This is a genomic window from Thalassospiraceae bacterium LMO-JJ14, from assembly GCA_021555105.2.
Taxonomy (GTDB): domain Bacteria; phylum Pseudomonadota; class Alphaproteobacteria; order Rhodospirillales; family Casp-alpha2; genus UBA4479.
In genome coordinates this window covers 3,019,231-3,042,049 of record CP134604.1, presented here as the reverse complement: position 1 = coordinate 3,042,049, position 22,819 = coordinate 3,019,231, and the positions used below count along the sequence as shown (strand labels likewise).

The following is a 22,819-nucleotide window of genomic DNA, read 5'->3' as shown; positions in this document are numbered from 1 at the left end:
CATGGAAAAATACCTCAATTCCGCTGAGATAGAGCGCTTCGCACAGTCCGTGTGGGAGTGGCTTTCGGCGCATGTCTTTATCTGGCCGACGGCTGTGCAGGCGGCCATCGTCGTTGCCGCGCTGCTGCTGGCCCGGGGGCTGGCGCCGCATCTGGCGTCCTTGATCGAACGCGCAGCCCAGCACCCGCGTTGCCCGGTATGGCTGGCGCCGAAGGTCCGTGCTCAGGCACCGCTCAGTTTTGCCTTCGTCTGGCTGGTGGTGCAGTGGTTCACGGTGTTTGCCGCCATCGGGGCCGAATGGCCGCATCGGTTGATGGAAAGCGTCGTTTCGCTGCTGACTGCGTGGGTGGTGATCCGTTTCGCATCGAGTTTCATCCGCGATCCCGGCTGGTCCCGTTCGCTGGCCATCGTTGCATGGTCGGTGGCGGCGCTGAACCTGGTCGGTTTGCTCGACCCCACGATCCGAACGCTCGACAACATGGGCATGTCACTGGGCGATATCCGGCTTTCCATGCTGGGGATCATCAAAGCGGGACTGGTTCTGGCCGTCCTGTTGTGGCTGGCCGGTGCTGTTTCCCGCTTGATCGAGCACCGTCTGGAGAATTCCAGTGCGCTGTCTCCTTCGGCGCGCGTGCTGCTGGGCAAATTCATCAAGATTTTACTGATCACAATCGCCATCCTTGCGGCGCTTGAAAGTATCGGTATCGACCTGACGGCGCTCGCGGTCTTCGGCGGGGCCATCGGCCTTGGTATCGGTTTTGGCCTGCAGAAAGTCATCTCCAATCTGATCAGCGGCGTGATCTTGCTGATGGACAAATCGGTGAAACCCGGTGACGTGATCGCCATCGAAGGCACCTTCGGCTGGATCAACAGGCTCAGCGCGCGATACGTCTCGGTCATCACCCGTGATGGTACTGAACACCTGATCCCGAACGAGGATCTGATCAGCCAGCGCGTTGAAAACTGGTCGTATTCAGACAGCCTGATACGACTCAAACTACCGATTGGCGTTTCCTACGATTCCGATGTCGAACTGGCGATGGAACTGGCCGTCGAAGCAACGAAGGACGTTGAACGTGCGCTGAAAAACCCGGCTCCGGTCTGCCGGTTGATGAACTTCGGCAGCGATTCCGTCGAGCTGGAATTGCGCGTATGGATTGCCGACCCGAAAAAGGGCGTCGCCAATGTGCAGTCGGACATCCTGCTTACCGTCTGGAAATTGTATCACGAGCATGGTGTTGAATTTCCGTTCGCGCAGCGCGATCTGCACATCAAGTCCTCCGTGCCGCTGGATGTCCGTCTTGCGGACGGTAAGAAAGCCGATCCGGAGGCCTGATGTTCATCGATTTCTTTCTCAAGCTTCGCGATATTGGCGTGCCGTGCTCGCTCAGGGAATACCTGACCCTGATCGAAGCCGTGGATGGCGGATATGCCGAGTTCGATATCGACGGATTTTACTATTTAAGCCGTTCGGCGATGGTCAAGGACGAGCGCCATCTGGACAAGTTCGACCGTGTCTTCGCCGAGGTCTTCAAGGGGCTTGAGGCGCCCGCGGACGGGACCGGGGCAGGTCATGACATCCCCGAGGAATGGCTGCGTAAGCTGGCCGAAAAAATCCTTACCGATGAGGAAAAGAAGCAGATCGAAGCCATGGGCGGCTGGGACAAGCTCATGGAAACATTGAAGAAACGCCTTGAGGAACAGAAGAAACGCCATCAGGGCGGCTCGAAATGGATCGGTACTGCCGGCACGTCGCCGTTCGGTGCTTACGGCTATAACCCCGAAGGTGTGCGGATCGGCCAAGACGGCAACCGCAATTTTTCAGCCGTCAAGGTTTGGGACAAGCGGGAATTCAAGAACCTCGACGATACGCTGGCGCTCGGCACCCGTAACATCAAGGTGGCGCTACGCCGCCTGCGTCGTTTTGCCCGCGAGGGCGCTCCGAGCGAGCTTGATCTCGACGGGACGATCGCCGGTACGGCGCGCAAGGGATATCTCGATTTGCAGATGCGCCCTGAACGTCACAATGCGGTGAAGGTCCTGCTGTTCTTCGATGTCGGCGGATCGATGAATCCGCATGTGAAAGTGATGGAGGAGCTATTCTCGGCGGCGCGCGGTGAGTTCAAGCACATGGAGTATTTCTACTTCCATAACTTCCTGTATGAACGGGTCTGGCGGGATAACCGCCGCCGCCATTCAAACACCATTCCGACCTGGGATGTGCTCAGGACCTATCCGCACGACTACAAGGTGATCATCGTCGGCGATGCGTCGATGAGCCCTTACGAAATCGCCGTGCCGGGCGGCAGCGTCGAGCATTGGAACGAAGAGGCTGGGGCGGTTTGGTTGCAGCGCCTGCTGCAGGTGTATCCGAAGACGGTGTGGCTCAACCCGATCAAGCGAGACTGGTGGGAACACACACAGTCGGTCGGCATGGTGCGTCAGTTGTTGGAAGAGCGCATGTTCCCGCTGTCGTTGGATGGCCTCGAAGGGGCGATGCGGGAGTTGTCGCGCTAAGCGGCAGACGTAATTCCGAGCTTACTTTACGTCGGCGGCGACCCGCATGGAGATGATCTTGTCGGGATCTTCGACTGTGCCGTTGCGGGCGTCATCACCCTTTTTGATGGCGTCGACATATTCCATGCCGTCGATCACTTCGCCCCAGATGGTATACTGACCATCGAGGAACGGGGCTTTATCGAACATGATGAAGAACTGGCTGTCGCCGCTGTTCGGATTCTGCGAGCGGGCCATGCCGACGGTGCCGCGATAGAAACGCTCAAGATCCGAAAACTCGGCCGGAATGTTCTGACCCGATCCGCCGGTGCCGTTCCCTTTCGGATCGCCGGTCTGGGCCATGAAACCGTCGATGACGCGATGAAAGGTCAATCCGTCGTAGAATTTCTCGCGCACCAGTTCCTTGATCCGCTTGACGTGCTTGGGCGCGACGTCAGGGCGCATCTCGATCACCACGCGACCGGTCTTGAGCTCAAGATACAGGGTGTTTTCCGGGTCGGCGGCTTTGGTAATGTCTGTCATGGCAAAAATGGTGAAGAGCGCGAGTGCGGCAATGCCAACAAAGCGGCGCATTTCAATCTCCTAAATTCCTGTACAAGCTCTGAATGCGGCGTAATCCGTTGCTCGTTTTCTGCCCGACAGGACCGATGCCGTCAAGGGCCGGAAAGGATACGGTCCAAGAATGGACAAATTAAAAATCCCCCAGATCAAACTGTTTGAGGATTTCCCCGGCGGCGTCCGCCGGGGTGCGCTTGCCTGAACGGACATCGGCCTCCAGCTTTTCGCCAAGCCCGCCTTTCTTGCGAACCTCTGACAGAAGGGTCGAGGTCACCTCGTCCCACATCCAACTCGCCGCCTGCTCGGCGCGTCTTTCATCGACAAGGCCTGCCGAGCGCACAGCATCCCTGTAGGCCTCCATACGTGCCCATACCTCGGGAATGCCTTCGCCGGTATGCGCCGAACAACGCAGCACTTCGGGTTGCCAGACGTCGTTCCCGCCCCTGAGCATCCGCAGCGCCGATGAATAATCCTGAAAGGCGCGGCTCGCGGCTTTTTGCAGATCGCCGTCGTTTTTTGTGACGACGAGCAGATCTGCCATCTCGACGATCCCTTTCTTGATGCCCTGCAGATCGTCGCCGCCACCGGGTGCGACCAGCAAAACGAACATGTCGACAAGATCGGCAACGGCGTATTCCGATTGCCCGACACCAACTGTTTCGACCAGGACCACATCGAACCCCGCCGCCTCGACGGCGAGAATGGTTTCGCGGGTCCGTCGTGCAACGCCGCCCAGCGATCCGCTGGAGGGGGACGGGCGCACGTAGGCAGCGGGATGACGCGCCAGTTTCTCCATCCGCGTCTTGTCGCCGAGGATCGAACCCCCATGTTTGGGGCTTGAGGGATCGACCGCAAGTACGGCGACTTTGTGGCCCTGTTCGACGACATGCAGGCCAAAGGTTTCGATAAACGATGATTTGCCGACCCCGGGAACGCCGGAAATACCGATGCGGATCGACTTCCCGCTTTCCGGCAGCAGCGTTGCGATGGCATCCGATGCTTCGGCGCGATGATCCTTGCGCGTAGATTCGATCCGGGTGATCAGGCGGGCGAGGGCGCGGCGGTTGCCTTCAAGCACGCCGCTGACAAGTTGATCCGTATCGCTCACGTTTTCTTCCGTTTTTTCTTGGTCTGTTTGGTTTCGGCCGCATTCTTTTCATCAAATGACGAGCCGAAAGCGTGCATGGCCATAACGATCATTTTCTCACGCTGCTCGTCGGGGAGGTCGTCGAGCATCTTCGATTGCTGGTCGTGGATGGAAAGTGCCTGTTCGATCAACGCCTGGCGGCCCGGCGGCAGGTTCTTTTTGCGCTCAAGCTCGGCGGACGCGCTTTCAATAGCCTGGCGGACAAGGGTTTCCGGCAGGATATCGTCATCGTCGACGTCATCGACGGCCTTTTTGGCGGGTTTAGGTGCCGGTGCCGGCTCCCCGCGCTTGACGGCTTCGATGGCATCCAGTTTGTCGCGCGCGTTCTTGTCGATGAAAATGGATAACAATGCACGCTTCAGGAATTTGCCGGCCATGTTGTCCGTGCCTCGATACCGTGGGATCGCTGACCAAGAACGCGCTTGCGTCCGCGAATCATTTCCGTAACGGTAAGACTGTGAATTTTCCTTGTAAACGCTGATCTCCGCTGGCCAAGACCGGGTGCCGGAACTTAAAGTGTGAACTATGAGAAGAAATAGAGATGCAAAGATTGTCGCGACGCTAGGCCCCGCCAGCAGCAGCGAACAAGAAATTTCCGCTTTATTCGAAGCGGGTGTCGATGTGTTCCGTATGAATTTCTCGCACGGTGCGCACGAAGGACACCGCGAACGCTACAATATCGTCCGCAGTTTGGAACAGAAATACGGCCGTGCCGTCGGTATCCTGCTTGATTTGCAGGGGCCTAAACTCCGTGTCGGCGATTTCGAAGGCGGCAGTGTCGAGCTTAAGAATGGCCAGAAATTCCGCCTCGAAGCGGCGGAGTTCGTCGGTAATGCCGAGCGGGCCTGCCTGCCGCATCCGGAAGTCTTCGATGCATTGGAGCCGGGGACAGATCTTTTGCTGGATGACGGGCGTTTACGTCTCAAGGTGGTCGATCACGGACATGACTGGGCGGAAACCGAGGTCGTCATCGGTGGCGAGTTGTCGAACCATAAGGGCCTGAATGTCCCGAGTGTGATCCTTGATGTCAGTCCGCTGACGCCGAAAGACATGGAAGACATGCGCTTCGGACTGGATCTCGGCGTTGATTTCATCGGCCTGAGTTTTGTGCAGCGCCCGGAAGACATCGCCGAAGCCAAGAAGTTGATTGCCGGCCGGGCGCATATCATTTCGAAACTGGAAAAGCCGCAGGCTTTGAATCGCCTCGAAGAGATCGTTGAGCTTTCGGACGCGATCATGGTGGCCCGGGGCGACCTTGGGGTCGAAGTGCCGCCCGAAGACGTGCCTCTCTTGCAGAAACGCATCCTTCGGGCCTGCCGCCGTGAAGGCAAACCTGTGATCGTGGCGACACAGATGCTGGACAGCATGATCCATGCGCCGACCCCGACCCGCGCTGAAGCATCCGACGTTGCGACCGCGATCTATGACGGGGCCGATGCGGTGATGCTGTCCGCGGAAACGGCGGTTGGGGAGTACAGCCGCGAAAGCGTAGCGATGATGGAACGGATCATCATCCGCGTTGAAAATGACCCGCTTTACCGCGAAATGCGCGAAGCCGAACGCCGCGCACCGGAAGCAACGGCCGCGGATGCCATTACCGCCGCCGCGCGTCAGGTCGCCGATACGATTTCAGCAGCCGCCATCGTGACTTTCAGTACGACCGGCTCGACAACCATCCGTGCCGCACGCGAACGTCCTGTGGTGCCGATCCTGGGTATGACACCGAGGCTCGATACCGCCCGGCGAAGTGCACTGATCTGGGGTGTGCATTCCGTACAGATGCAGGACTGCCATACGTTCCGGGAAATGGTGACCAAAGCCATTCATGCGGTCAAGACCGAAGGCTTTGCCGAGCCAGGCGATCCGATCGTGATCACTGCAGGTGTGCCATTCGGTACGCCGGGGGCGACCAACATCCTGCGTATTGCCTGGGTTGAATAGGTCCTGATCGTGGGCGAGCCGAGCGACGATAGCGGTGCTGCCAAGGCGCCGCCACCGGATCGCGCGGGTCTTATCGGTGGTCTGTGTGCCCTTGGGGCTTTCGGCACATGGGGATTTCTGCCGGTCTACTTCAAATACATGCAGGACGTGCCGGCAGTCGAAATACTGGCGCACCGTATCGTTTGGTCGGTGCTGCTGGTTGGCGTCATGTTGCGCATACTCGGCCGTTGGGGTGAAGTCCTGACAATCCTCGAAAACAAGCGGCTGATGTTGTGGCTTTGCGTTTCGTCGCTTCTGCTGTCGTGCAACTGGACCTTGTACATCTGGGCAGTGACAAACGGCTTCATCCTGCAAGGAAGCCTTGGTTATTACATCAACCCATTGGTTAATGTGGTGCTGGGCGTGCTGTTGCTGGGCGAGCGTTTGAGCCGGGCACAGTGGATCGCCGTTGCGCTTTCGCTCTGCGGTGTGATCGTGATGGCCGTCGGTCTGGGTGCTTTCCCGTGGATTGCCGTCACGCTGGCGTTGTTGTTCGGGTTTTACGGTTATGTACGAAAGACCTTGCCGGTCGGTGCAGCGCCGGGACTTTTCGTGGAAACGCTGGTTGTCCTGATCCCGGCTGTAATCTATTTGCTTTATCTCGGATGGAATGACGAGGGCGCGTTCGGTACGGTGTCGGTTGGTTATGATTTCCTGTTGTTCTTTGCCGGGCTCGTCACGGCAGCGCCGCTGATCATGTTCGCCGCTGCCGCCCGCCGGCTACGTTACGCAACCGTCGGCTTTTTTCAGTACATCGCGCCGACATTGCAGTTTCTGCTCGCGGTGCTGGTGTATGAAGAGGCTTTCACCGATATTCACAAGATGACCTTCGCCCTGATCTGGACAGCGCTTGCCATATATTCTTTCGACACCTTCCGCAGGCGGAACAGGAAGCAGGCATGATTGCCGATCTCGCCCGTATTCTGCTTGATGTCGTGACACCGGTAGCGGTCTGCGCCGCCATCGGTTTTGGATGGGCACGCATGAAGCAACCGTTCGACAGCCAGATGGTAACGCGGCTGGTCTCGAACGTCGGCGTCCCCTCGCTGGTCTTCGCGACACTGGTCACCGTTGAGATCGACAGCGGTATTTTCATGGATATGGCGGCGGCGGCATTGTTGACCAGTGTGCTCTTTTTCGCCATCGGTTACGTCATCCTGAAAATGACCGGGCTGCCGATCCGGACATATCTGAATCCGATCGCCTTCGCGAATACGGGCAATATGGGACTGCCGCTGTGTCTGCTGGCCTTTGGCGAGCAAGGTCTCGCGCTGGGCATCGCTTATTTTGTCGTCAATGTGGTCCTGTTGCTGACCGTCGGGATCGCCGTGGCATCGAATGAATACCGGTTGAAGGATGTGTTGAAACGGCCGTTTCTGTATGCCGTCGCCGGTGCGGCGTACTTTATGGTTTCGGATGCCGAAGTGCCGAATGCGATCCTGTCGACGACCAAGTTGCTTGGGAATTTTTCGATCCCGCTGATGCTGATCACACTGGGCTTTTCGCTGGCCACACTGCAGATCGTCAACATCAAGCGCGCCGTGTTTATTTCGTTTTGCCGGCTCGGGGTCGGCATCCCCGTCGGTTTCGCCTCGGCAGCGTTGTTCGGGTTCACCGGCGCTGCCCATGGCACGTTGGTGCTGATGTGTTCGATGCCGGTTGCCGTCATTACATTTTTGCTGGCGGAAAATTACGGCGCAGATGGCCGCGCCGTTGCCGGTGCGGTGATCATATCGACACTGGCATCCTTCGCGACCATGCCGGCCCTGCTGTGGGTGCTTATGAACGGCTAGGCCGATTTATTCCGCCGCTTGCGGTGCGCGGGACGGATCGCGGAAAGTGGCGATCAGATCGCCTTCGCAGGCCTTGGCGGCACGGACGTTCGCTTCCTTGACGTGACCGAAGCCGCGCATCCGCATCGGCAAGCTTGCCAATTGCACCGCCGCGCCATGATTAGTTGCGTTCAGGCCTGTGGCGATTTCCTCAAGCTGTGTTTCGTATTCGCTGATCAGACGGCGTTCCGTTTTGCGTTCGGCACTATAACCGAACGGATCAAATATGGTGCCACGCAGTCCCTTCAGTCCTGCCAGCATACGGAAAACCGGCATGATCCAGGGGCCGTATTCCTTTTTCTTGAGATGGCCGCTGGCGGGGTCGCGCTCGGCAAACAACGGTGGCGCCAGATGGAACTTTACCCGACCGCCCGCGGCAAACGTTTCGGCGATCGCCTGCTCAAAGCGGCCATCGGTATATAGCCGTGCGACTTCATACTCATCCTTGTAGGCCATCAGCTTAAACAGCGCGCGCGCGACGGCTTCGCTAAGCGCCGTTGAGCCCGGCAAGGCCGATGCCTCGGCGGCACGGATCTTTTTGACCAGGTCCGCATACCTGTCTGCATAGGCCTTGTTCTGGAAAGCGATCAGATCGCTTACGCGCCGGTCGACAAAGCCTTCCAGTTCGAACGGCTGCGGCTTGTCGTCAAAGCGCCCGACAATAGCTTCGACGGCTGCGAGATCGTGCGCCGCGCGGCGGCCCCACAGGAAAGCCTGTTTGTTGAAATCGACAGCAACGCCGTTGAGTTCGATGGCGCGCTCAATGGCTTCCGCGGAAACCGGCAGCAACCCCTTCTGATAGGCATAACCCACAACCATCATGTTGGCGGCAATGGTGTCGCCCAGCAGTTTGCGGGCAAGCGCGGTGGCTTCGATGAAATCGACGGCTTCGGGACCTGTTTCTTCACGAATGGTCCGCTTGAAGCCTTCGTCCGGGAACATCATGTCCGGATAGCGGGTAAAGTCGGCGGTCATTGTCTGGTGTTCGTTGATCACGGCCTTGCTGTTGCCGGCGCGGAGCTTGGCCAGGGTTTCCGGATCGCCGCTCGAGACCATGTCGCAGCCCAGCAGCAGATCGGCGCCGCCCGCCGAGATGCGGACAGCGTGAATGTCGTGTGGCGCGGCGGCAAAGCGAAGATGCGAATACACCATGCCGTTTTTCTGTGCCAGGCCGGCAACGTCGAGAACGGAAACCCCCAGGCTTTCCAGATGCGCTGCCATGCCGAGAATGGCGCCGATGGTGACGACGCCGGTGCCGCCGATGCCTGTAACGACAACGTTGTAGGGATCGCTGAGGTCGACCGTTGCGGGCTCGGGCAACGCCGGAAAAGGTGCATCGCCGACGGCTTTCGGTTTTTTGACCTGTGTATCCTCGACGGTGACAAAGCTCGGACAGAAGCCGTTGAGGCAGGAATAATCCTTGTTGCACGCGGATTGATCGATGGCCCGCTTGCGGCCAAGCTCGGTATCTTTCGGTGTGATGGCGACGCAGTTCGATGCCACACCGCAATCGCCGCAGCCTTCGCAGACGGCTTCGTTGATGAAGACACGCCGGGCCGGGTCGGGGAACAGGCCGCGCTTGCGGCGACGGCGTTTCTCGGCGGCGCAGGTCTGATCATAGATCAGCGCCGAAACGCCGGAGACAGTGCGCAGGTCGCGTTGGACCTGGTCCAGTTCCTCACGGTGATAGATATCGACACCTGCAGGGAAGCCGTAATTGATCGGATACTTGTCGGGCTCATCAGAGACAACGACGATCCGCTCGACACCTTCGGCGCGGATCTGCTGGGCAATGATGGCAGGATTGAGCGTGCCGTCATGGGTTTGCCCGCCGGTCATGGCGACGGCGTCGTTATAGAGAATCTTGTAGGTCATGGTGACGCCGGAAGAAACTGCGGCGCGGATCGCCAGCAAACCGGAATGGAAATATGTGCCGTCGCCGATATTGGCGAAGATGTGCCGGGTTTCGGTGAATGGTGCCTGGCCGACCCAGTTGACGCCTTCGCCGCCCATGTGCGTGAAGGTCTCGGTCTCGCGGTCCATCCAGATCGCCATGTAATGGCAGCCGATACCGGCGGCGGCACGCGATCCTTCGGGGACTTTCGTCGACGTGTTGTGCGGACATCCGGCGCAGAAATACGGGATGCGCTTCATGTTCGGCTGACCGGTGGCGAGCGATTGTTCTTTTTTCGTCAGGAACGCGAGCCGGTCCTTGATTCGGTCCGAGGTATGGAATTGCTCGATACGCTTGGCAATGGCCCGCGCGATCATCGCCGGGGTCAGTTCGCCGGCGGATGGCAGAATCCATTCTCCGTTTTCATCGAACTTGCCGACGACGCGGGGACGAACATCCTCGCGCCAGTTATAGAGCTGTTCCTTGAGTTGGTTTTCGATGACGGCGCGCTTTTCTTCGACAACGAGGATCTCATCCAGGCCCTCGGCGAAATGGCGGGCCGATTCCCGTTCCAGCGGCCACGGCATGGTGATCTTGAAAAGCCGGATGCCGATCTCGGCGGCGTGTTCTTCGTCTATGCCGAGATCGTCGAGTGCCTGCAACACGTCCATATAGGACTTGCCCGTGGCGCAGATGCCGAGCCGCGCCTTCGGGTTGTCGATGGTGATACGGTTCAGTTTGTTGGCGCGGGCGAAGGCGAGGGCGGCGTATATCTTGTGGCGGTGCAGGCGTTTTTCCTGATCCAATGGCTGATCCGGCCAGCGGATATGCAAACCGTCCTCGGGCATCTGGAAATCTTCCGGCATGGCGAAATCGTACAGATGCGGCCCAATGTCCACGGATGCGGAGGTATCAATATTATCGGTGATACACTTGAGGCCGACCCAAAGGCCTGAATAGCGCGACATCTGAATGCCGATCAGACCGAGTTGCAGGATTTCCTCGACATTTGCGGGATGCAGGAACGGGATCATCACATCCGTGAAGGCGTACTCGCTCTGACTGGGAACGGTTGAGGATTTGCAGGCAGGATCGTCACCGGCGAGAGCCAGAACGCCCCCCAGGGGCGCCGTGCCGGCCATGTTGGCGTGGCGGAAGACATCCCCCGTGCGATCGACGCCGGGCCCCTTGCCGTACCAGATGCCGAACACACCGTCGAATTTGGCGCCTTCGAACATATTGACCTGTTGCGTTCCCCAAAGCGCGGTCGCAGCAAGGTCTTCGTTCACGGCGGGCTGGAACTTGATGTCACCGGCTTCGAGCAGATGACGGGCCTGGCCGAATTCCTGATCGAGCGCACCCAATGGCGATCCGCGATACCCGGTCACATAACCGGCCGTGTTGCGGCCATGTGCCCTGTCGAGTGCCTTCTGCATGAGCGTCAGGCGGACCAGTGCCTGCGTGCCGGTCAAATAGACGCGCCCGGTTTCCAGTGTGTATTTGTCGTCCAGGGTCGCACGTATCAGTGACATGTCTTTACCCATCCTCCCGATGTTCTGAAGGTAGTGCGCCTGCGCGTCCGGGACAATAGGTCATTGTTGCTGACCTAAAAAAGAAATATTCGTGCTGCCGTCCACAGGGAATTGCCGCAAAACTTTCACGCGAAGGAATTGTTTACGGAACATAATTCCGGGTGATTTCATGGCCGCCAAAGGCTATACCGGTGCCAACCTGACGGAATAAGAGATTACGATTCATGACAGTGCTTGTTACCGGTGCCGCCGGATTTATCGGTTTTCACACCTGCAGGGCCCTGGCGTCTCGCGGCAAACGGATCATCGCCGTTGACAATCTCAACGATTATTACGATCCGCTTTTGAAACGGGCGCGTCTGTCCGAGTTGCAGAAACTAGACGGCATTACCTTTGTCGAAGCGGACATTGCGGATCTGGAAGCGATGCAGGCCGTTGCTGCCGCACACCCAGACATCTCGCATATCATCAATCTCGCTGCGCAGGCAGGGGTGCGCTATTCGCTGATTAACCCGTTCGCCTATACCCGTTCCAATGTCGAAGGGCATCTGGTGATGCTGGAAATGGCGCGAAACCTCAAGAATTTCCGGCATTTCGTCTATGCGTCTTCGTCATCGGTTTATGGCGCCAACAAGGAACTGCCGTTTTCAGTCGAAGAACGAGTCGATCAGCCTGTATCGCTTTATGCCGCGACCAAACGCGCGGGTGAGCTGATGTCGCACTGCTATGCCAGACTGTACGGCATACCGGCCACAGGGCTTCGGTTTTTCACCGTCTATGGCCCCTGGGGCCGACCGGATATGGCGGCGTGGATTTTCGCCAGCAAGATTCTTGCCGGTGAACCGATTGAGGTATTCAACCATGGTGATATGCGCCGTGATTTTACCTATATCGACGACATTATTCAGGGGGTGATGGCGGTGCTCGATCATATCCCCGATGCCGACGTGCCTGAGCGGGTCTATAACCTCGGCAACCATCGCTCGGAGAAACTGACCGATTTCATTTCCTTACTGGAAGATGCACTCGGCAAGAAGGCCGAGGTCATTCTGAAGCCGATGCAACTTGGCGACGTCAAGGAGACCTTCGCCGATATCGAAGCCAGCCGGCGCGATCTCGGGTTTGAACCGAAGACGGCGATCAGTGAAGGAATTCCCAGTTTCGTGGACTGGTACCGCCAATATCACGGAAACCGCAGCGGCTAATTCTGTGGACAGCAAAACCACAAGAGTTCCATTTGGCCCTGTTCTGCCACGCCATATATTCCTTCTGATTTCGCTGGCGATGATCTGGGGCACATCGTTTTTGGTCATGAAAATCGGCGTGCAGCATATGCCTGCCTTGCCGCTGACCGCGGTTCGCCTGATTGTGGCGGCGATCGTCATGGTGATGGCGGCCATGTTCCTGCACAAACGCTATCCGCGAGGATGGCTGGCATGGGCCTTCTGCTTCACATTGGCATTCTTCGGCAACAGTCTGCCGTTCTTTCTGATCAGTTGGGGTGTCGGCGGCATTGCCAGCGGACGAGCCGCGATCCTGATGGCGGTGATGCCGCTGGCGACGATGGTGCTGGCGCATTTCTTTTCAGAAGGCGACAGACTGCGCAGTCATAAGCTCTTCGGTGTCACGCTCGGTTTTGCCGGGATTGTCGTTCTCGTCGGCCCGGCGGCCGTCATGGGGTTGGGCGGAAGTATTCTGCACCAGTTGGCGACGGCTTCGGGGGCGATCTGTTATGCGATTTCGGTTATCATCGTGCAGCGTATGCCACCGGCGCCGATGATGGGGCGTGCCGCACTAACGCTTGTCTTTGCCGCGCTGCAAACCGCGCCAGTGGCGTTCTGGCTCTCCGGTTGGCAAATGCCCGCCCTTACGTTTAACAGTCTTTGGCCGCCGCTCTATCTGGGTCTGTTTTCAACCGCATTGGCGACGCTGATCCTGTTCAAGCTGCTGAGCGAAAGGGAAGCCTCATTCGTGGCCTTTCAGAATTATCTGGTGCCGGTGTTCGGTGTTTTCTGGGGTGCGCTTTTGCTGGGCGAGGAAGTCAGTCTGCAGGCCATCATGGCGCTTGGATTGATCTTGCTGGGCATTTTTATCGCCAATCGCCGTCAGCGCGGATAAGCCAGGATTTCCTGAAATTGCCCTGACATCAGGGGGGAATCTCGGTTATGAATGCTTCCCGGTCTGGGCTGGCGTCGAAGGGGGAGGGCAAGATGTTCGAAGGATTTACACAAAGCCGCATCAGTGTCGACGGTGTTGGCCTGAATTTACGGTATGGCGGTTCAGGCCCGGCCGTGGTGCTGCTGCACGGCTATCCGCAAACGCATATCATCTGGCGAGACATTGCGCCCGCACTTGCCGAATACCGGACTGTCGTAGTGCCGGATATGCGCGGCTATGGCGACAGCGATTGTCCGCCATCAGACCCGGAACACCGGAACTATGCGAAACGGACGATGGCAAACGATGTGGTCGCACTGATGCATGCCCTGGGCCACGATCAGTTTGCCGTTATCAGCCACGACCGGGGCGCGCGGGTCGGATCACGGCTGGCGCTCGATCATCCGGACCGGGTAACCCATTACATGTCGCTGGATGTGGTGCCGACCCACGAGATGTGGATGGCGATCAACAAGGACAGCGCTCTGGGCGGCTTTCACTGGCAGTTTCTGGCGCAGCCTGCGCCCAGGCCCGAGGCGATGATCGCGCATGACCCGGATGCTTGGCTTGAGTGGCTGTGTGTGTCATGGGCGGCGCCCGGTTTTGTCTTCGATGCAGATGCCATGGCCGAATACAAGCGCGCCTATCGCAATCCGGATGTCATTCGCGGTACCTGCGAGGATTATCGCGCCGGGGCGACATGCGACGATGAAGACGATGCTCTGGACTTCAATGCCGGGCGCAAGCTGCAATGTCCGATTGTTTGCCTGTGGGGAGAAGCGCGGGCCAAGGGCGGGCCGAAGTCAAAAAGTCCGTTGGATATCTGGCGCAAATGGGGCATTGGCGATGTCAGTGGCGAGGGGCTTGCCGACAGCGGTCATTTCATTCCCGAGGAGGCACCGCAAGATGTCATCCGCTGGGCCAATAAATTTCTGAACGGAAACGGCTAGGTGTCTTCGCAGGAAACGGATTCCGATCTGCTGCGTGGCGCGGCATTTCTGATCGCGGGATTTATGATCATTCCGTTGATGGATGCCGTGGCGAAGGATCTGGGCGGGCAGGGATATGCACCGGTCTTTACCGCCTGGGGACGGTTCACCCTGTCGGCGGTTGTGCTGGCGCCGGTGCTGCTGAAGCGGGGCAGGTTGAAGCAGATGGCTGGCCCCGGTGCGGGTATGCAGGTTATTCGTGCCGTCATGCTGGCCATGGCGACGGTGCTGTTTTTCTCGGCGCTCGTCACCATGCCGATGGCCGATGCGCTGGCGGTGTATTTCGTTTATCCGTTTCTGATCACGTTGCTGGCGCCGTTCGTGCTGGGCGAAACCGTCGGGCTGCGGCGCCTGTTTGCCGTGCTGATCGGTTTTTCAGGCTCGTTGCTGATCGTCCGCCCGGGGTTTCAGGAAGTCCCGGTCGGTGTTTATTACGTCCTCGGCGCGAGCGTGTGTTTTGCCCTGTTCAATCTTCTGACACGGCGGCTGACGGGCCAAGTTGATCCCTGGCTGACGGTCTTCTATCAGTCCATCGTCGGCGCGGTCGTCCTGACCCCGTTCATGATCACGCATTGGCAGACACCCGATGTGGCGGCGATGAAACTGATGGGGATCATGATCTTTGCCGCGATTGTCGGCCACTGGCTTCTGGTCAAGGCATATGAACGTGCGCCGGCATCGCTTCTGGCGCCGTTCGGATATTTTGAAATGATTGCAACTGTGACACTTGGATATCTGTGGTTCGGCGACTTGCCGGACACGCTGACATGGGCCGGGATTGCCGTGATCATCCTGATGGGGGTCTACATCTCGGTTCGAGAACGCAAACGCAAGCAGGCGCTTCGTGCCGCCGCTGCGCCATAACCGTCAGCCGAGGGTGATGTCGAGAAACATCATGGCCACGAAGCCGATCATGATACCGACCGTTCCATAGGTGGCGACGCCGCGGCGGTGGGTTTCCGGAATGATTTCATCCGATATCACCCAGATCATGGCACCGGCGGCGAATGTCAGTCCCCATGGCAGCAGATATTCCGAGAAACTGACGACACCGGCACCGATAACACCGCCGATTGGCTCGACCAGACCGGTCAGGGATGCAACCATGAACGCCCGAACACGGCTATATCCCTGTGTCAGCAGCGCGGCGGCCACGGCGAGACCTTCTGGTATGTTCTGAATACCGATGCCGATGGCGAGCGCCCGGCCGTTGTCCATGTCGCCGCCGCCGAAGCCGACACCGACGGCCATGCCTTCGGGAAAGTTGTGCAGCGTGATAGCGATGACAAACAGCCATATCCGGGCGAGGTCTTTTGGATCAGCGCCTTCCGGGCCGCTGATGAAATGTTCGTGCGGGGAAAAGCGGTGTATCATCCATAGTGCGCCGCCGCCCATCAGAATGCCGCAGACGGCCAGAAGCGCCCTGGCGTTTTCGGTCTCAAACACGGCGGTTGCGGCGTCGAGGCCTGGCAAAATCAGCGAAAATACACTCGCCGCCAGCATCACGCCTGCGGCGAAACCCAGCATCAGGGTTTCGGTGCGCTCGCCCGGGCGTCCGTACACCAAAGCAGGAATTGCCCCGATCGACGTGCAGAGGCCTGCCAGGAAGCTGCCGACCAGCCCCATCAGCAGAATGGACGGCATATCATCCATGCGGCGTTTCCCCGGAAATGATCATCACACGTAGAGTGCTTCCAGTTGTTTGCCATAAACGTCGCGGACGATGTGGCGCCGCACCTTCATGGTCGGTGTCATTTGTTCGTTGTCGACGGTGAAGGGTTCCGTGGCAATGATGAAGCGCCGTACTTTTTCAATATTGCTGAGCGTTTTGTTGACGCGTCCAAAAGCTGGCGCCAACGCCGTATGCAGGTCCTTGTCGTCGGCGAGTTGGGCAAGTTCGCCGTGTTTATTGTTGGCGCGTTTCCATTCCGTCAGCCAGTCGGCATCGGGAACGACGACGGCGACAAGGTGCGGCCGCTTGTCGCCGAATACCATGACTTGCGTAAATTCCGGTTCGGCGATCAGGATGCCTTCGACCCGCTGCGGCGCAATGTTGTCGCCACCGGAATTGACGATGATGTCTTTCTTGCGGTCGGTAATCATCAGGTGGCCGTTTTCATCGAACATGCCGATATCGCCGGTATGCAACCAGCCATCGCGGATTGTATCGCGCGTGGCTTCCTCGTTTTTCCAGTAGCCCTGCATGACGAGTTCGCCGCGCACCAGAATTTCACCGTCATCGGCGATCTTTACCTCGGTCTCAAAAACCGGGCGGCCGACGGTATGCAGCCGGGTATCGGGCGCACGGTTGACGGAAATTACCGGTGCGGATTCGGTCTGGCCGTAACCTTGCAGGATGCGCAGTCCAAGCGCTGTGAAGAAGATGCCGATTTCAGGGTTAAGCGGTGCACCGCCCGAAACCAGCGCTTTCAGGCGGCCGCCGAACCGCTCGCGGACCTTGTTGCGGACAAGTTTGTCGAGGATACGGTCGAGCAGACAGTCTATCGGACCGAGGCGGCCTTGTTCGTAGCGCTTGCGGCCAAGCGCCAGTGTATTTTCAAACATCGCCTGTTTCAGCCCGCCCGCCTTGGTAACGCCGGTCGTTATCTTCTGGTGCAGGACTTCATAAAGTCTGGGCACGGCTGTCATGATCGTCGGATGCACTTCGGCCATGTTGGCGGAAAGGCTTTCGACGCCTTCCGCATAATAGATCTCGGCGCCGATGGCGATCGGGAAGAATTGCCCTGCGGTATGTTCATAGGAATGGCTGAGCGGCAGGAAGGACAGGAAAACCTCACGCTCCAGTCCCATGTCCAGCAGGGCATCATACGCACCCATGCAGTTATGTAGGATCGCACCGTGATGCAGCATCACGCCTTTCGGCGTGCCGCCGGTGCCGGATGTGTAGATGATGCAGGCGGTATCCTCACGGCCGAGCTTCTCCGCCATTTTGGTGATGTTTTCGTTGCGTGCCTGTCCGGTTTCCAGCACGTCGGACATTTGCAGGACCTGAGGGCCGCCGGCAGGGGATGCCATGTCTTCCATAACGATGACGAACTCGACATGCTCAAGGCCTCTGGCGCCGGCCAGAACCTTTTCGGCCAGTTTCGCGGTTGAGACGATAGCCCCCTTGGCCTCGCTGTCGCTCAGGATATGCCGGTGATCGTTGGCCGTGTTGGTCGTATAAGCGGGTGTCGTGATCGCCCCGGTCGCCATGATGGCGATATCCGCAATCGGCCACGCCGGCCGATTTTCCGAAACCAGAACGATCCTGTCGCCGGCTTCGACGCCAAGCGAAACAAGTCCTCGTGCCAGGGCAATGACGCGGGCGTTGGCATCCGACCATGTCAGGCTTTCGTAGATGCCATCACGCTTTTTCCAAAGGAAAGGCTGTTCGCGATACGTTGCGACCTGTTCGAAAAACATGGTTGCCAGATTCGGCCACTGGTCGATATTCATTTTTTACTTGTCCTCCCTTGCGGTCGAGCCGACTTACGTGTTTCGTGACGTTGACGGAACGTACCCGCAAGACTTTATAAATTCTTTGAGACAGGTATCCAAACACGATGACACAAGCGACCGCTGCCGGAACACCCTCTAAATCCTCGGCCCAAACCCCGACATGGCGCCTGGATGACCTGTTTCAAGGCCCCGATGACCCGAATATTGAGGCTGATCTGGCAGCTTCCGAGGCCGAAGCGCATGCATTCCAGAACACCTTCGCGGGAAAGTTGTCGTCGCTCGACGGCGCAAAACTCGGCGCTGCGGTTGAGCAATACGAGGCTATTCTTGAGCGCGCTTTCAAGGTCATCAGTTATGCGCAGCTACTGCATGCCGCCGATACGGCGGACCAGGATATTGCGCGATTTTATCAATCCTGTCAGGAGCGGGTTAACAACATCACCGGCGCGATGCTGTTTTTCACGCTGGAACTGAACCGCATCGACGATGCGGATATGGAAGATCGCTTCAAGGATCCCGTGCTGGGGCGCTTTCGCCCTTGGGCCGAGGCGGAACGCCTGATGCGGCCCTATCAGCTGGCGGACGATCTCGAACAGCTTCTGCACGACAAATCCGTCACCGGGCGCTCGGCCTGGGCCCGTCTTTTTGACGAAACCATGGCCGAACTACGCTTCGATTTCGATGCTGAACAACTGACCCTCGGGGAAGTCCTTAACCGCCTCACAGATAGCGACCCGGCGATCCGTAAAAGTGCAGCTCACAGCCTGTCGGCGGGACTTGCCTCGCGAATCCGTTTGTTTTCACTGGTCACCAATACCATCGCCAAGGACAAGGAAATCGAGGATACCAAGCGCGATTTCCCGAAACCCATGAGCAGCCGCAATCTCGCCAACCAGGTTGAGGACGAGGTGGTAGACGCACTGGACGGGGCCGTGACGTCGAATTACGACCGCCTGAGCCATCGCTATTATGCCCTCAAGGCACGTTGGTTCGGTGTCGAACAATTGAACTGGTGGGACCGCAATGCGCCGTTTCCAAAAACCGAGGAGCGGTCTTTCAGCTGGGATCAGGCAAAGGATACCGTGCTTGGTGCCTATGCGGGGTTCGCCCCGGAAATGGCGGAAACGGCATCGATGTTCTTCAACAAGGGCTGGATCGATGCCGAGCCGCGGGCAGGTAAGAACTCGGGCGCATTCGCGCACCCGGTGGTGCCGTCCGCACATCCGTATGTTCTAATGAATTTTTACGGCAAGCCGCGCGATGTCATGACGCTGGCACACGAGTTGGGCCATGGTGTGCATCAGGTGCTGGCCGCGCCACAGGGCATGCTGCTGTCGAACACACCATTAACGCTTGCCGAGACGGCTTCCGTGTTCGGCGAGATGCTGACGTTCCGCGCTATCCTCGATGCCGAGAAAGATGCCGCAAAGCGCCGCGTGCTGCTGGCCGGCAAGGTCGAGGATATGTTGAATACGGTCGTGCGCCAGATTGCTTTCCACTGTTTCGAAACGCGGGTTCACGACGAACGCCGCTCCGGCGAGCTGACGGCGGCACGGCTCGGCGAGATATGGATGGAAACGCAGGCGGAAAGCCTCGGCAAGGCCATTCGGCTGGACGATGATTACCGCACCCTGTGGGCCTATATACCGCATTTCGTGCACACGCCGTTTTATGTCTATGCCTACGCCTTCGGCGATAGCTTGGTGAATGCGCTGTACGGTCTCTATCAGGACGGTCATCCGCGCTTTCAGGAAAAATATTTCGAGATGCTGCAGGCAGGCGGCACGCTCAGGCACAGGGAACTGCTGGCGCCGTTCGGTCTGGATGCGTCCGACCCGGCGTTCTGGAATCTGGGCTTGAATGTGATCTCCGGGTTTATCGACGAGCTCGAACAGGACCTGCCCGCGTGAGCGGCCGCGAAATGGACGTTCACATCGTCTCGAGAAAACCGAGTAATCCAAACGGCGCTCCGCCAATTCTGTTCATTCACGGTGCGTTCGCCGGTGCGTGGTGTTGGGACGAATTCTTCATGCCCTGGTTCTGCGATGCCGGATATGACGTATCGGCTATCGATCTGCCAGGTCGGCGCGGGCGGCCGGACTATGCGCAACTGCAGGAATTCACGCTCAGTGATTACGAAGATGCGGTATTTGCGACGGTCGATGCCTTCGATACACCGCCGGTCCTTGTCGGACATTCCATGGGCGGATATCTGGCATGGCGGGCGGCCGAGGCGAAAAATATTTCCGCGCTGGTGATGATGGCACCGGTGCCGCCGACTGGACTTGGCGCACCAGCGATGCAGCTTCTGATGTCGAACCCGTCGCTGGCCATGGATGTGGCGGCGGTCCATGCCGGGGAAATGGCCAGTATCGACACATTGCATGCGACGTTGTTTTCCGACGCCGTGCCGGTCGAAATTGCGGAACGCTATATCAACCGATTTCAGAGCGAGAGCAGGTTGGCCGTCAGCGGTCTTTACACGCCGCAAATGCCGAACGTCATGGCCGTATTGGGAACGCCGATCATGGTTCTGGGTGCGGGCAGCGATCCATTGATACCGCCGGCGCACGTGCATTGGACGGGTTCCATTTGCGGCCGCAGTGCCCATATCTATCAGGGCATGGGACATGGCATGATGCTGGAAACCGGCTGGCGGCGTGTCGCGGAAGACATCGCCAAGTGGTTGTCCGATCAGGGCTTTGGCTAATCCGGCGTACCTTGCAGACCTTCTGTTGATGGAGTGCACGACAGCCAATGAGCGAGAATAACAGTTTCGGCGGCCGGGTGCGGCGCTATGCCAAGGTTGGTGGCGCCGTCAGCGGTGTTGCCGTCAAGGCGGTCGGCGGTCGGGTATTCGGTATCAAGCTCGACAAGGCCGAACATGCGCGGGAAATCCAGTTGGCGCTGGGCGGCCTCAAGGGGCCGCTGATGAAGGTCGCACAGATACTCTCGACCATTCCCGATGTTCTGCCCGAGGAATACACCAAGGAACTGATCAAGCTGCAGACCAACGCACCGCCAATGGGATGGGCGTTCGTCAAGCGGCGCATGACGGCGGAGTTGGGCGCAGGCTGGCAAAAACGTTTCGAGACGTTCGAGCATGAAGCCTGCAAGGCGGCGTCGCTGGGACAGGTGCACAGGGCCAGGTCGCTCGACGGCCGCGAACTTGCCTGCAAGATCCAGTATCCGGATATGGCCTCGGCGGTTGAAGCGGACTTGAAGCAGCTCAAGTTCGTTTTTTCCATTTACCGCCGCTATGACAATTCCATCGATCCCAGTGAAATTCATCTGGAACTTTCGGAACGGCTCCGTGAAGAACTGGATTACGAACGTGAAGCGCAGAACATGCTGCTGTATAGGCACATGCTGTCGGGTGAGGACTGCGTGCATGTGCCCGAACCGCTCAGCGACGTATCGACGAAACGCTTACTGTCGATGACCTGGCTGGACGGCAAGCCGCTTCTGGATAGCCGTGACGCCCCCATCGAAATGCGCAACAAACTGGCGCTCAGCATGTTCCGGGCATGGTACGTGCCGTTTTACAAGTACGGTGTCATCCATGGCGACCCGCATCTCGGCAATTACAGCACGTGCGCCGATGGTGCGATCAACCTGCTCGATTACGGGTGCATCCGGATTTTCCCGGCAAGCTTTGTCGGTGCGGTGATCGATCTCTATTTCGCGCTGCTGCACCACGATGAGGATTTGGCTGTTAAAGCCTATGAAACATGGGGTTTTAAAAATCTCGACAAGAAGGTCATCGCCATCCTGAACCAGTGGGCGCACTTCCTGTATGCGCCGCTGCTTGAAGACAAGGTGCAGACGATCCAGGAAAAAAGCGGCGTGCAGTACGGGGCGGGTGTAGCCGCCAAGGTTCATGCGCAGCTAAAGGAAGTAGGCGGTGTCACGCCGCCGCGCGAGTTCGTTCTGATGGACCGTGCCGCCATCGGTCTTGGCAGTGTGTTCACGCATCTGGGCGCCGAGATCAACTGGCACAGGATGTTTCATGAATTGATCGAAGGCTTTGATGTCGGTGCGCTTGCCAAGCGACAGGCATCGGCCCTGAAGGGTGTCGCCCTCGACAATCCGAACTGATCCGGGGCGCTTGTTGGCCCCTGTGTGTGTGATTAGACTTGCCCGATTACAGAGCACAAGGATAGGTCATGTTCATCGAGGGTGGCGGTACCAAGAAAAAATTCCTGCAAATTGGGGAAACGCTTTTTCGTGACGGCGACCCTGGGGATTCCGCATTTATCGTCGATAGCGGCCTGATCGGCATCTACAAGCTCGTCGAGGGCGAGGAAGTCGAACTGGCAACGCTGAACCCCGGTGAGTTGTTCGGCGAAATGGCGATTATCGACGGTTCCAAGCGCATGGCGCACGCCGTTGCCAAGGAAGAAACAGTGGTCATCGAGATTCCGGCGGCCGCACTGGAAGCCCGGATCGCAAAATCCGATCCGTTCCTGAAGGCGATTATAAAAATCCTCGTCAACAGTCTGCGCAGCGTGCATCAGGCTTATATGCGACGTGCCCGCTCGCTGACCGATTACATGAACGCGATCCAGTTTCATATTCAGGGCTTCAGATTGTATCTGACGCGCCTTGATGAAAACGAGATCAATCAGGCGGGCCTCGCCAAGCTGGAACAGATCGACAAACTGATCGAGGAACTTCGAGAAGATTTCAAATCACATCCTGACAAGCGTAACAACGTCCTGCGCGACACGGATGTCGTACGCGAGAAATAG

19 protein-coding genes are annotated in these 22,819 nt (G+C 58.3%); 13 read left to right on the top strand and 6 right to left on the bottom strand.

Annotated features, from left to right (window positions below):
• Position 1: 1 nt before the first annotated feature.
• Together L2D14_14400 and L2D14_14395 are read left to right on the top strand one after the other, a co-directional pair.
• Complete coding sequence (locus tag L2D14_14400; protein WNJ99051.1) at positions 2-1,336, top strand: mechanosensitive ion channel; 1,335 nt, start codon at positions 2-4, stop codon at positions 1,334-1,336.
• Positions 1,336-2,517, top strand: a complete 1,182-nt coding sequence (locus L2D14_14395) for a VWA domain-containing protein (GenBank protein WNJ99050.1) — start codon at positions 1,336-1,338, stop codon at positions 2,515-2,517. Before L2D14_14400 ends, L2D14_14395 begins: the two co-directional genes overlap by 1 nt.
• A 21-nt stretch (positions 2,518-2,538) precedes the next feature.
• Here the strand turns inward: L2D14_14395 and L2D14_14390 are convergent, their stop codons facing one another.
• The 3 genes from L2D14_14390 to L2D14_14380 all read right to left on the bottom strand — a co-directional run bounded on the left by L2D14_14390 (position 2,539) and on the right by L2D14_14380 (position 4,599).
• Positions 2,539-3,039 (bottom strand): peptidylprolyl isomerase, encoded by a 501-nt coding sequence (locus L2D14_14390; protein WNK01689.1) that lies wholly within the window; start codon positions 3,037-3,039, stop codon positions 2,539-2,541.
• A gap of 169 nt (positions 3,040-3,208) precedes the next feature.
• Entirely contained in the window at positions 3,209-4,183 is a 975-nt protein-coding gene (meaB, locus tag L2D14_14385) for a methylmalonyl Co-A mutase-associated GTPase MeaB (GenBank protein WNJ99049.1), read from the bottom strand.
• Positions 4,180-4,599, bottom strand: a complete 420-nt coding sequence (locus L2D14_14380; GenBank protein WNJ99048.1) for a hypothetical protein — start codon at positions 4,597-4,599, stop codon at positions 4,180-4,182. Before L2D14_14380 ends, meaB begins: the two co-directional genes overlap by 4 nt.
• A gap of 148 nt (positions 4,600-4,747) precedes the next feature.
• On the opposite strand from L2D14_14380, the gene pyk reads away from it, so the two are divergent.
• The 3 genes from pyk to L2D14_14365 are packed head-to-tail and all read left to right on the top strand — an operon-like array spanning position 4,748 to position 7,995.
• The gene (gene pyk / locus L2D14_14375; protein WNJ99047.1) at positions 4,748-6,163 is read left to right on the top strand and encodes a pyruvate kinase; all 1,416 of its coding nucleotides are present in this window, start codon (positions 4,748-4,750) and stop codon (positions 6,161-6,163) included.
• 9 nt (positions 6,164-6,172) lie between these two features.
• Positions 6,173-7,105: an EamA family transporter RarD gene (gene rarD / locus L2D14_14370; protein ID WNJ99046.1), complete on the top strand. Its 933-nt coding sequence runs from the start codon at positions 6,173-6,175 to the stop codon at positions 7,103-7,105.
• Positions 7,102-7,995 (top strand): AEC family transporter, encoded by an 894-nt coding sequence (locus tag L2D14_14365; protein ID WNJ99045.1) that lies wholly within the window; start codon positions 7,102-7,104, stop codon positions 7,993-7,995. Before rarD ends, L2D14_14365 begins: the two co-directional genes overlap by 4 nt.
• A 6-nt stretch (positions 7,996-8,001) precedes the next feature.
• Here L2D14_14365 and L2D14_14360 read toward each other — a convergent pair whose 3' ends face one another.
• Positions 8,002-11,460, bottom strand: a complete 3,459-nt coding sequence (locus L2D14_14360; GenBank protein WNJ99044.1) for an indolepyruvate ferredoxin oxidoreductase family protein — start codon at positions 11,458-11,460, stop codon at positions 8,002-8,004.
• A 224-nt stretch (positions 11,461-11,684) separates the two neighbouring features.
• Here L2D14_14360 and L2D14_14355 point away from each other — a divergent pair, with 224 nt between their 5' ends.
• The 4 genes from L2D14_14355 to L2D14_14340 all read left to right on the top strand — a co-directional run bounded on the left by L2D14_14355 (position 11,685) and on the right by L2D14_14340 (position 15,470).
• Positions 11,685-12,665 (top strand): SDR family NAD(P)-dependent oxidoreductase, encoded by a 981-nt coding sequence (locus L2D14_14355; protein WNJ99043.1) that lies wholly within the window; start codon positions 11,685-11,687, stop codon positions 12,663-12,665.
• A complete protein-coding gene (locus L2D14_14350) occupies positions 12,604-13,578 on the top strand; it encodes a DMT family transporter (GenBank protein WNJ99042.1) in 975 nt (324 codons plus the stop codon). Before L2D14_14355 ends, L2D14_14350 begins: the two co-directional genes overlap by 62 nt.
• Positions 13,579-13,670: 92 nt before the next feature.
• The gene (locus L2D14_14345) at positions 13,671-14,567 is read left to right on the top strand and encodes an alpha/beta hydrolase (protein ID WNJ99041.1); all 897 of its coding nucleotides are present in this window, start codon (positions 13,671-13,673) and stop codon (positions 14,565-14,567) included.
• Positions 14,568-15,470, top strand: a complete 903-nt coding sequence (locus L2D14_14340) for a DMT family transporter (GenBank protein ID WNJ99040.1) — start codon at positions 14,568-14,570, stop codon at positions 15,468-15,470.
• A gap of 3 nt (positions 15,471-15,473) precedes the next feature.
• On the opposite strand, the gene L2D14_14335 is transcribed toward L2D14_14340, so the two are convergent.
• The gene (locus L2D14_14335; protein ID WNJ99039.1) at positions 15,474-16,259 is read right to left on the bottom strand and encodes a ZIP family metal transporter; all 786 of its coding nucleotides are present in this window, start codon (positions 16,257-16,259) and stop codon (positions 15,474-15,476) included.
• A gap of 24 nt (positions 16,260-16,283) precedes the next feature.
• On the bottom strand, positions 16,284-18,065 hold the full coding sequence (locus tag L2D14_14330; GenBank protein ID WNJ99038.1) for a long-chain fatty acid--CoA ligase: 1,782 nt from the start codon (positions 18,063-18,065) through the stop codon (positions 16,284-16,286).
• A 107-nt stretch (positions 18,066-18,172) separates the two neighbouring features.
• Here L2D14_14330 and L2D14_14325 point away from each other — a divergent pair, with 107 nt between their 5' ends.
• The 4 genes from L2D14_14325 (at position 18,173) to L2D14_14310 (ending at position 22,819) form a co-directional block, all read left to right on the top strand.
• The gene (locus tag L2D14_14325) at positions 18,173-19,978 is read left to right on the top strand and encodes a M3 family oligoendopeptidase (protein ID WNJ99037.1); all 1,806 of its coding nucleotides are present in this window, start codon (positions 18,173-18,175) and stop codon (positions 19,976-19,978) included.
• Positions 19,975-20,778 carry an alpha/beta hydrolase gene (locus L2D14_14320; GenBank protein ID WNJ99036.1) on the top strand — a complete coding sequence of 268 codons (804 nt, stop codon included), beginning with the start codon at positions 19,975-19,977 and terminating at the stop codon, positions 20,776-20,778. Before L2D14_14325 ends, L2D14_14320 begins: the two co-directional genes overlap by 4 nt.
• A 47-nt stretch (positions 20,779-20,825) precedes the next feature.
• A complete protein-coding gene (locus L2D14_14315; protein ID WNJ99035.1) occupies positions 20,826-22,166 on the top strand; it encodes an AarF/UbiB family protein in 1,341 nt (446 codons plus the stop codon).
• A 68-nt stretch (positions 22,167-22,234) separates the two neighbouring features.
• On the top strand, positions 22,235-22,819 hold the full coding sequence (locus L2D14_14310) for a cyclic nucleotide-binding domain-containing protein (GenBank protein WNJ99034.1): 585 nt from the start codon (positions 22,235-22,237) through the stop codon (positions 22,817-22,819).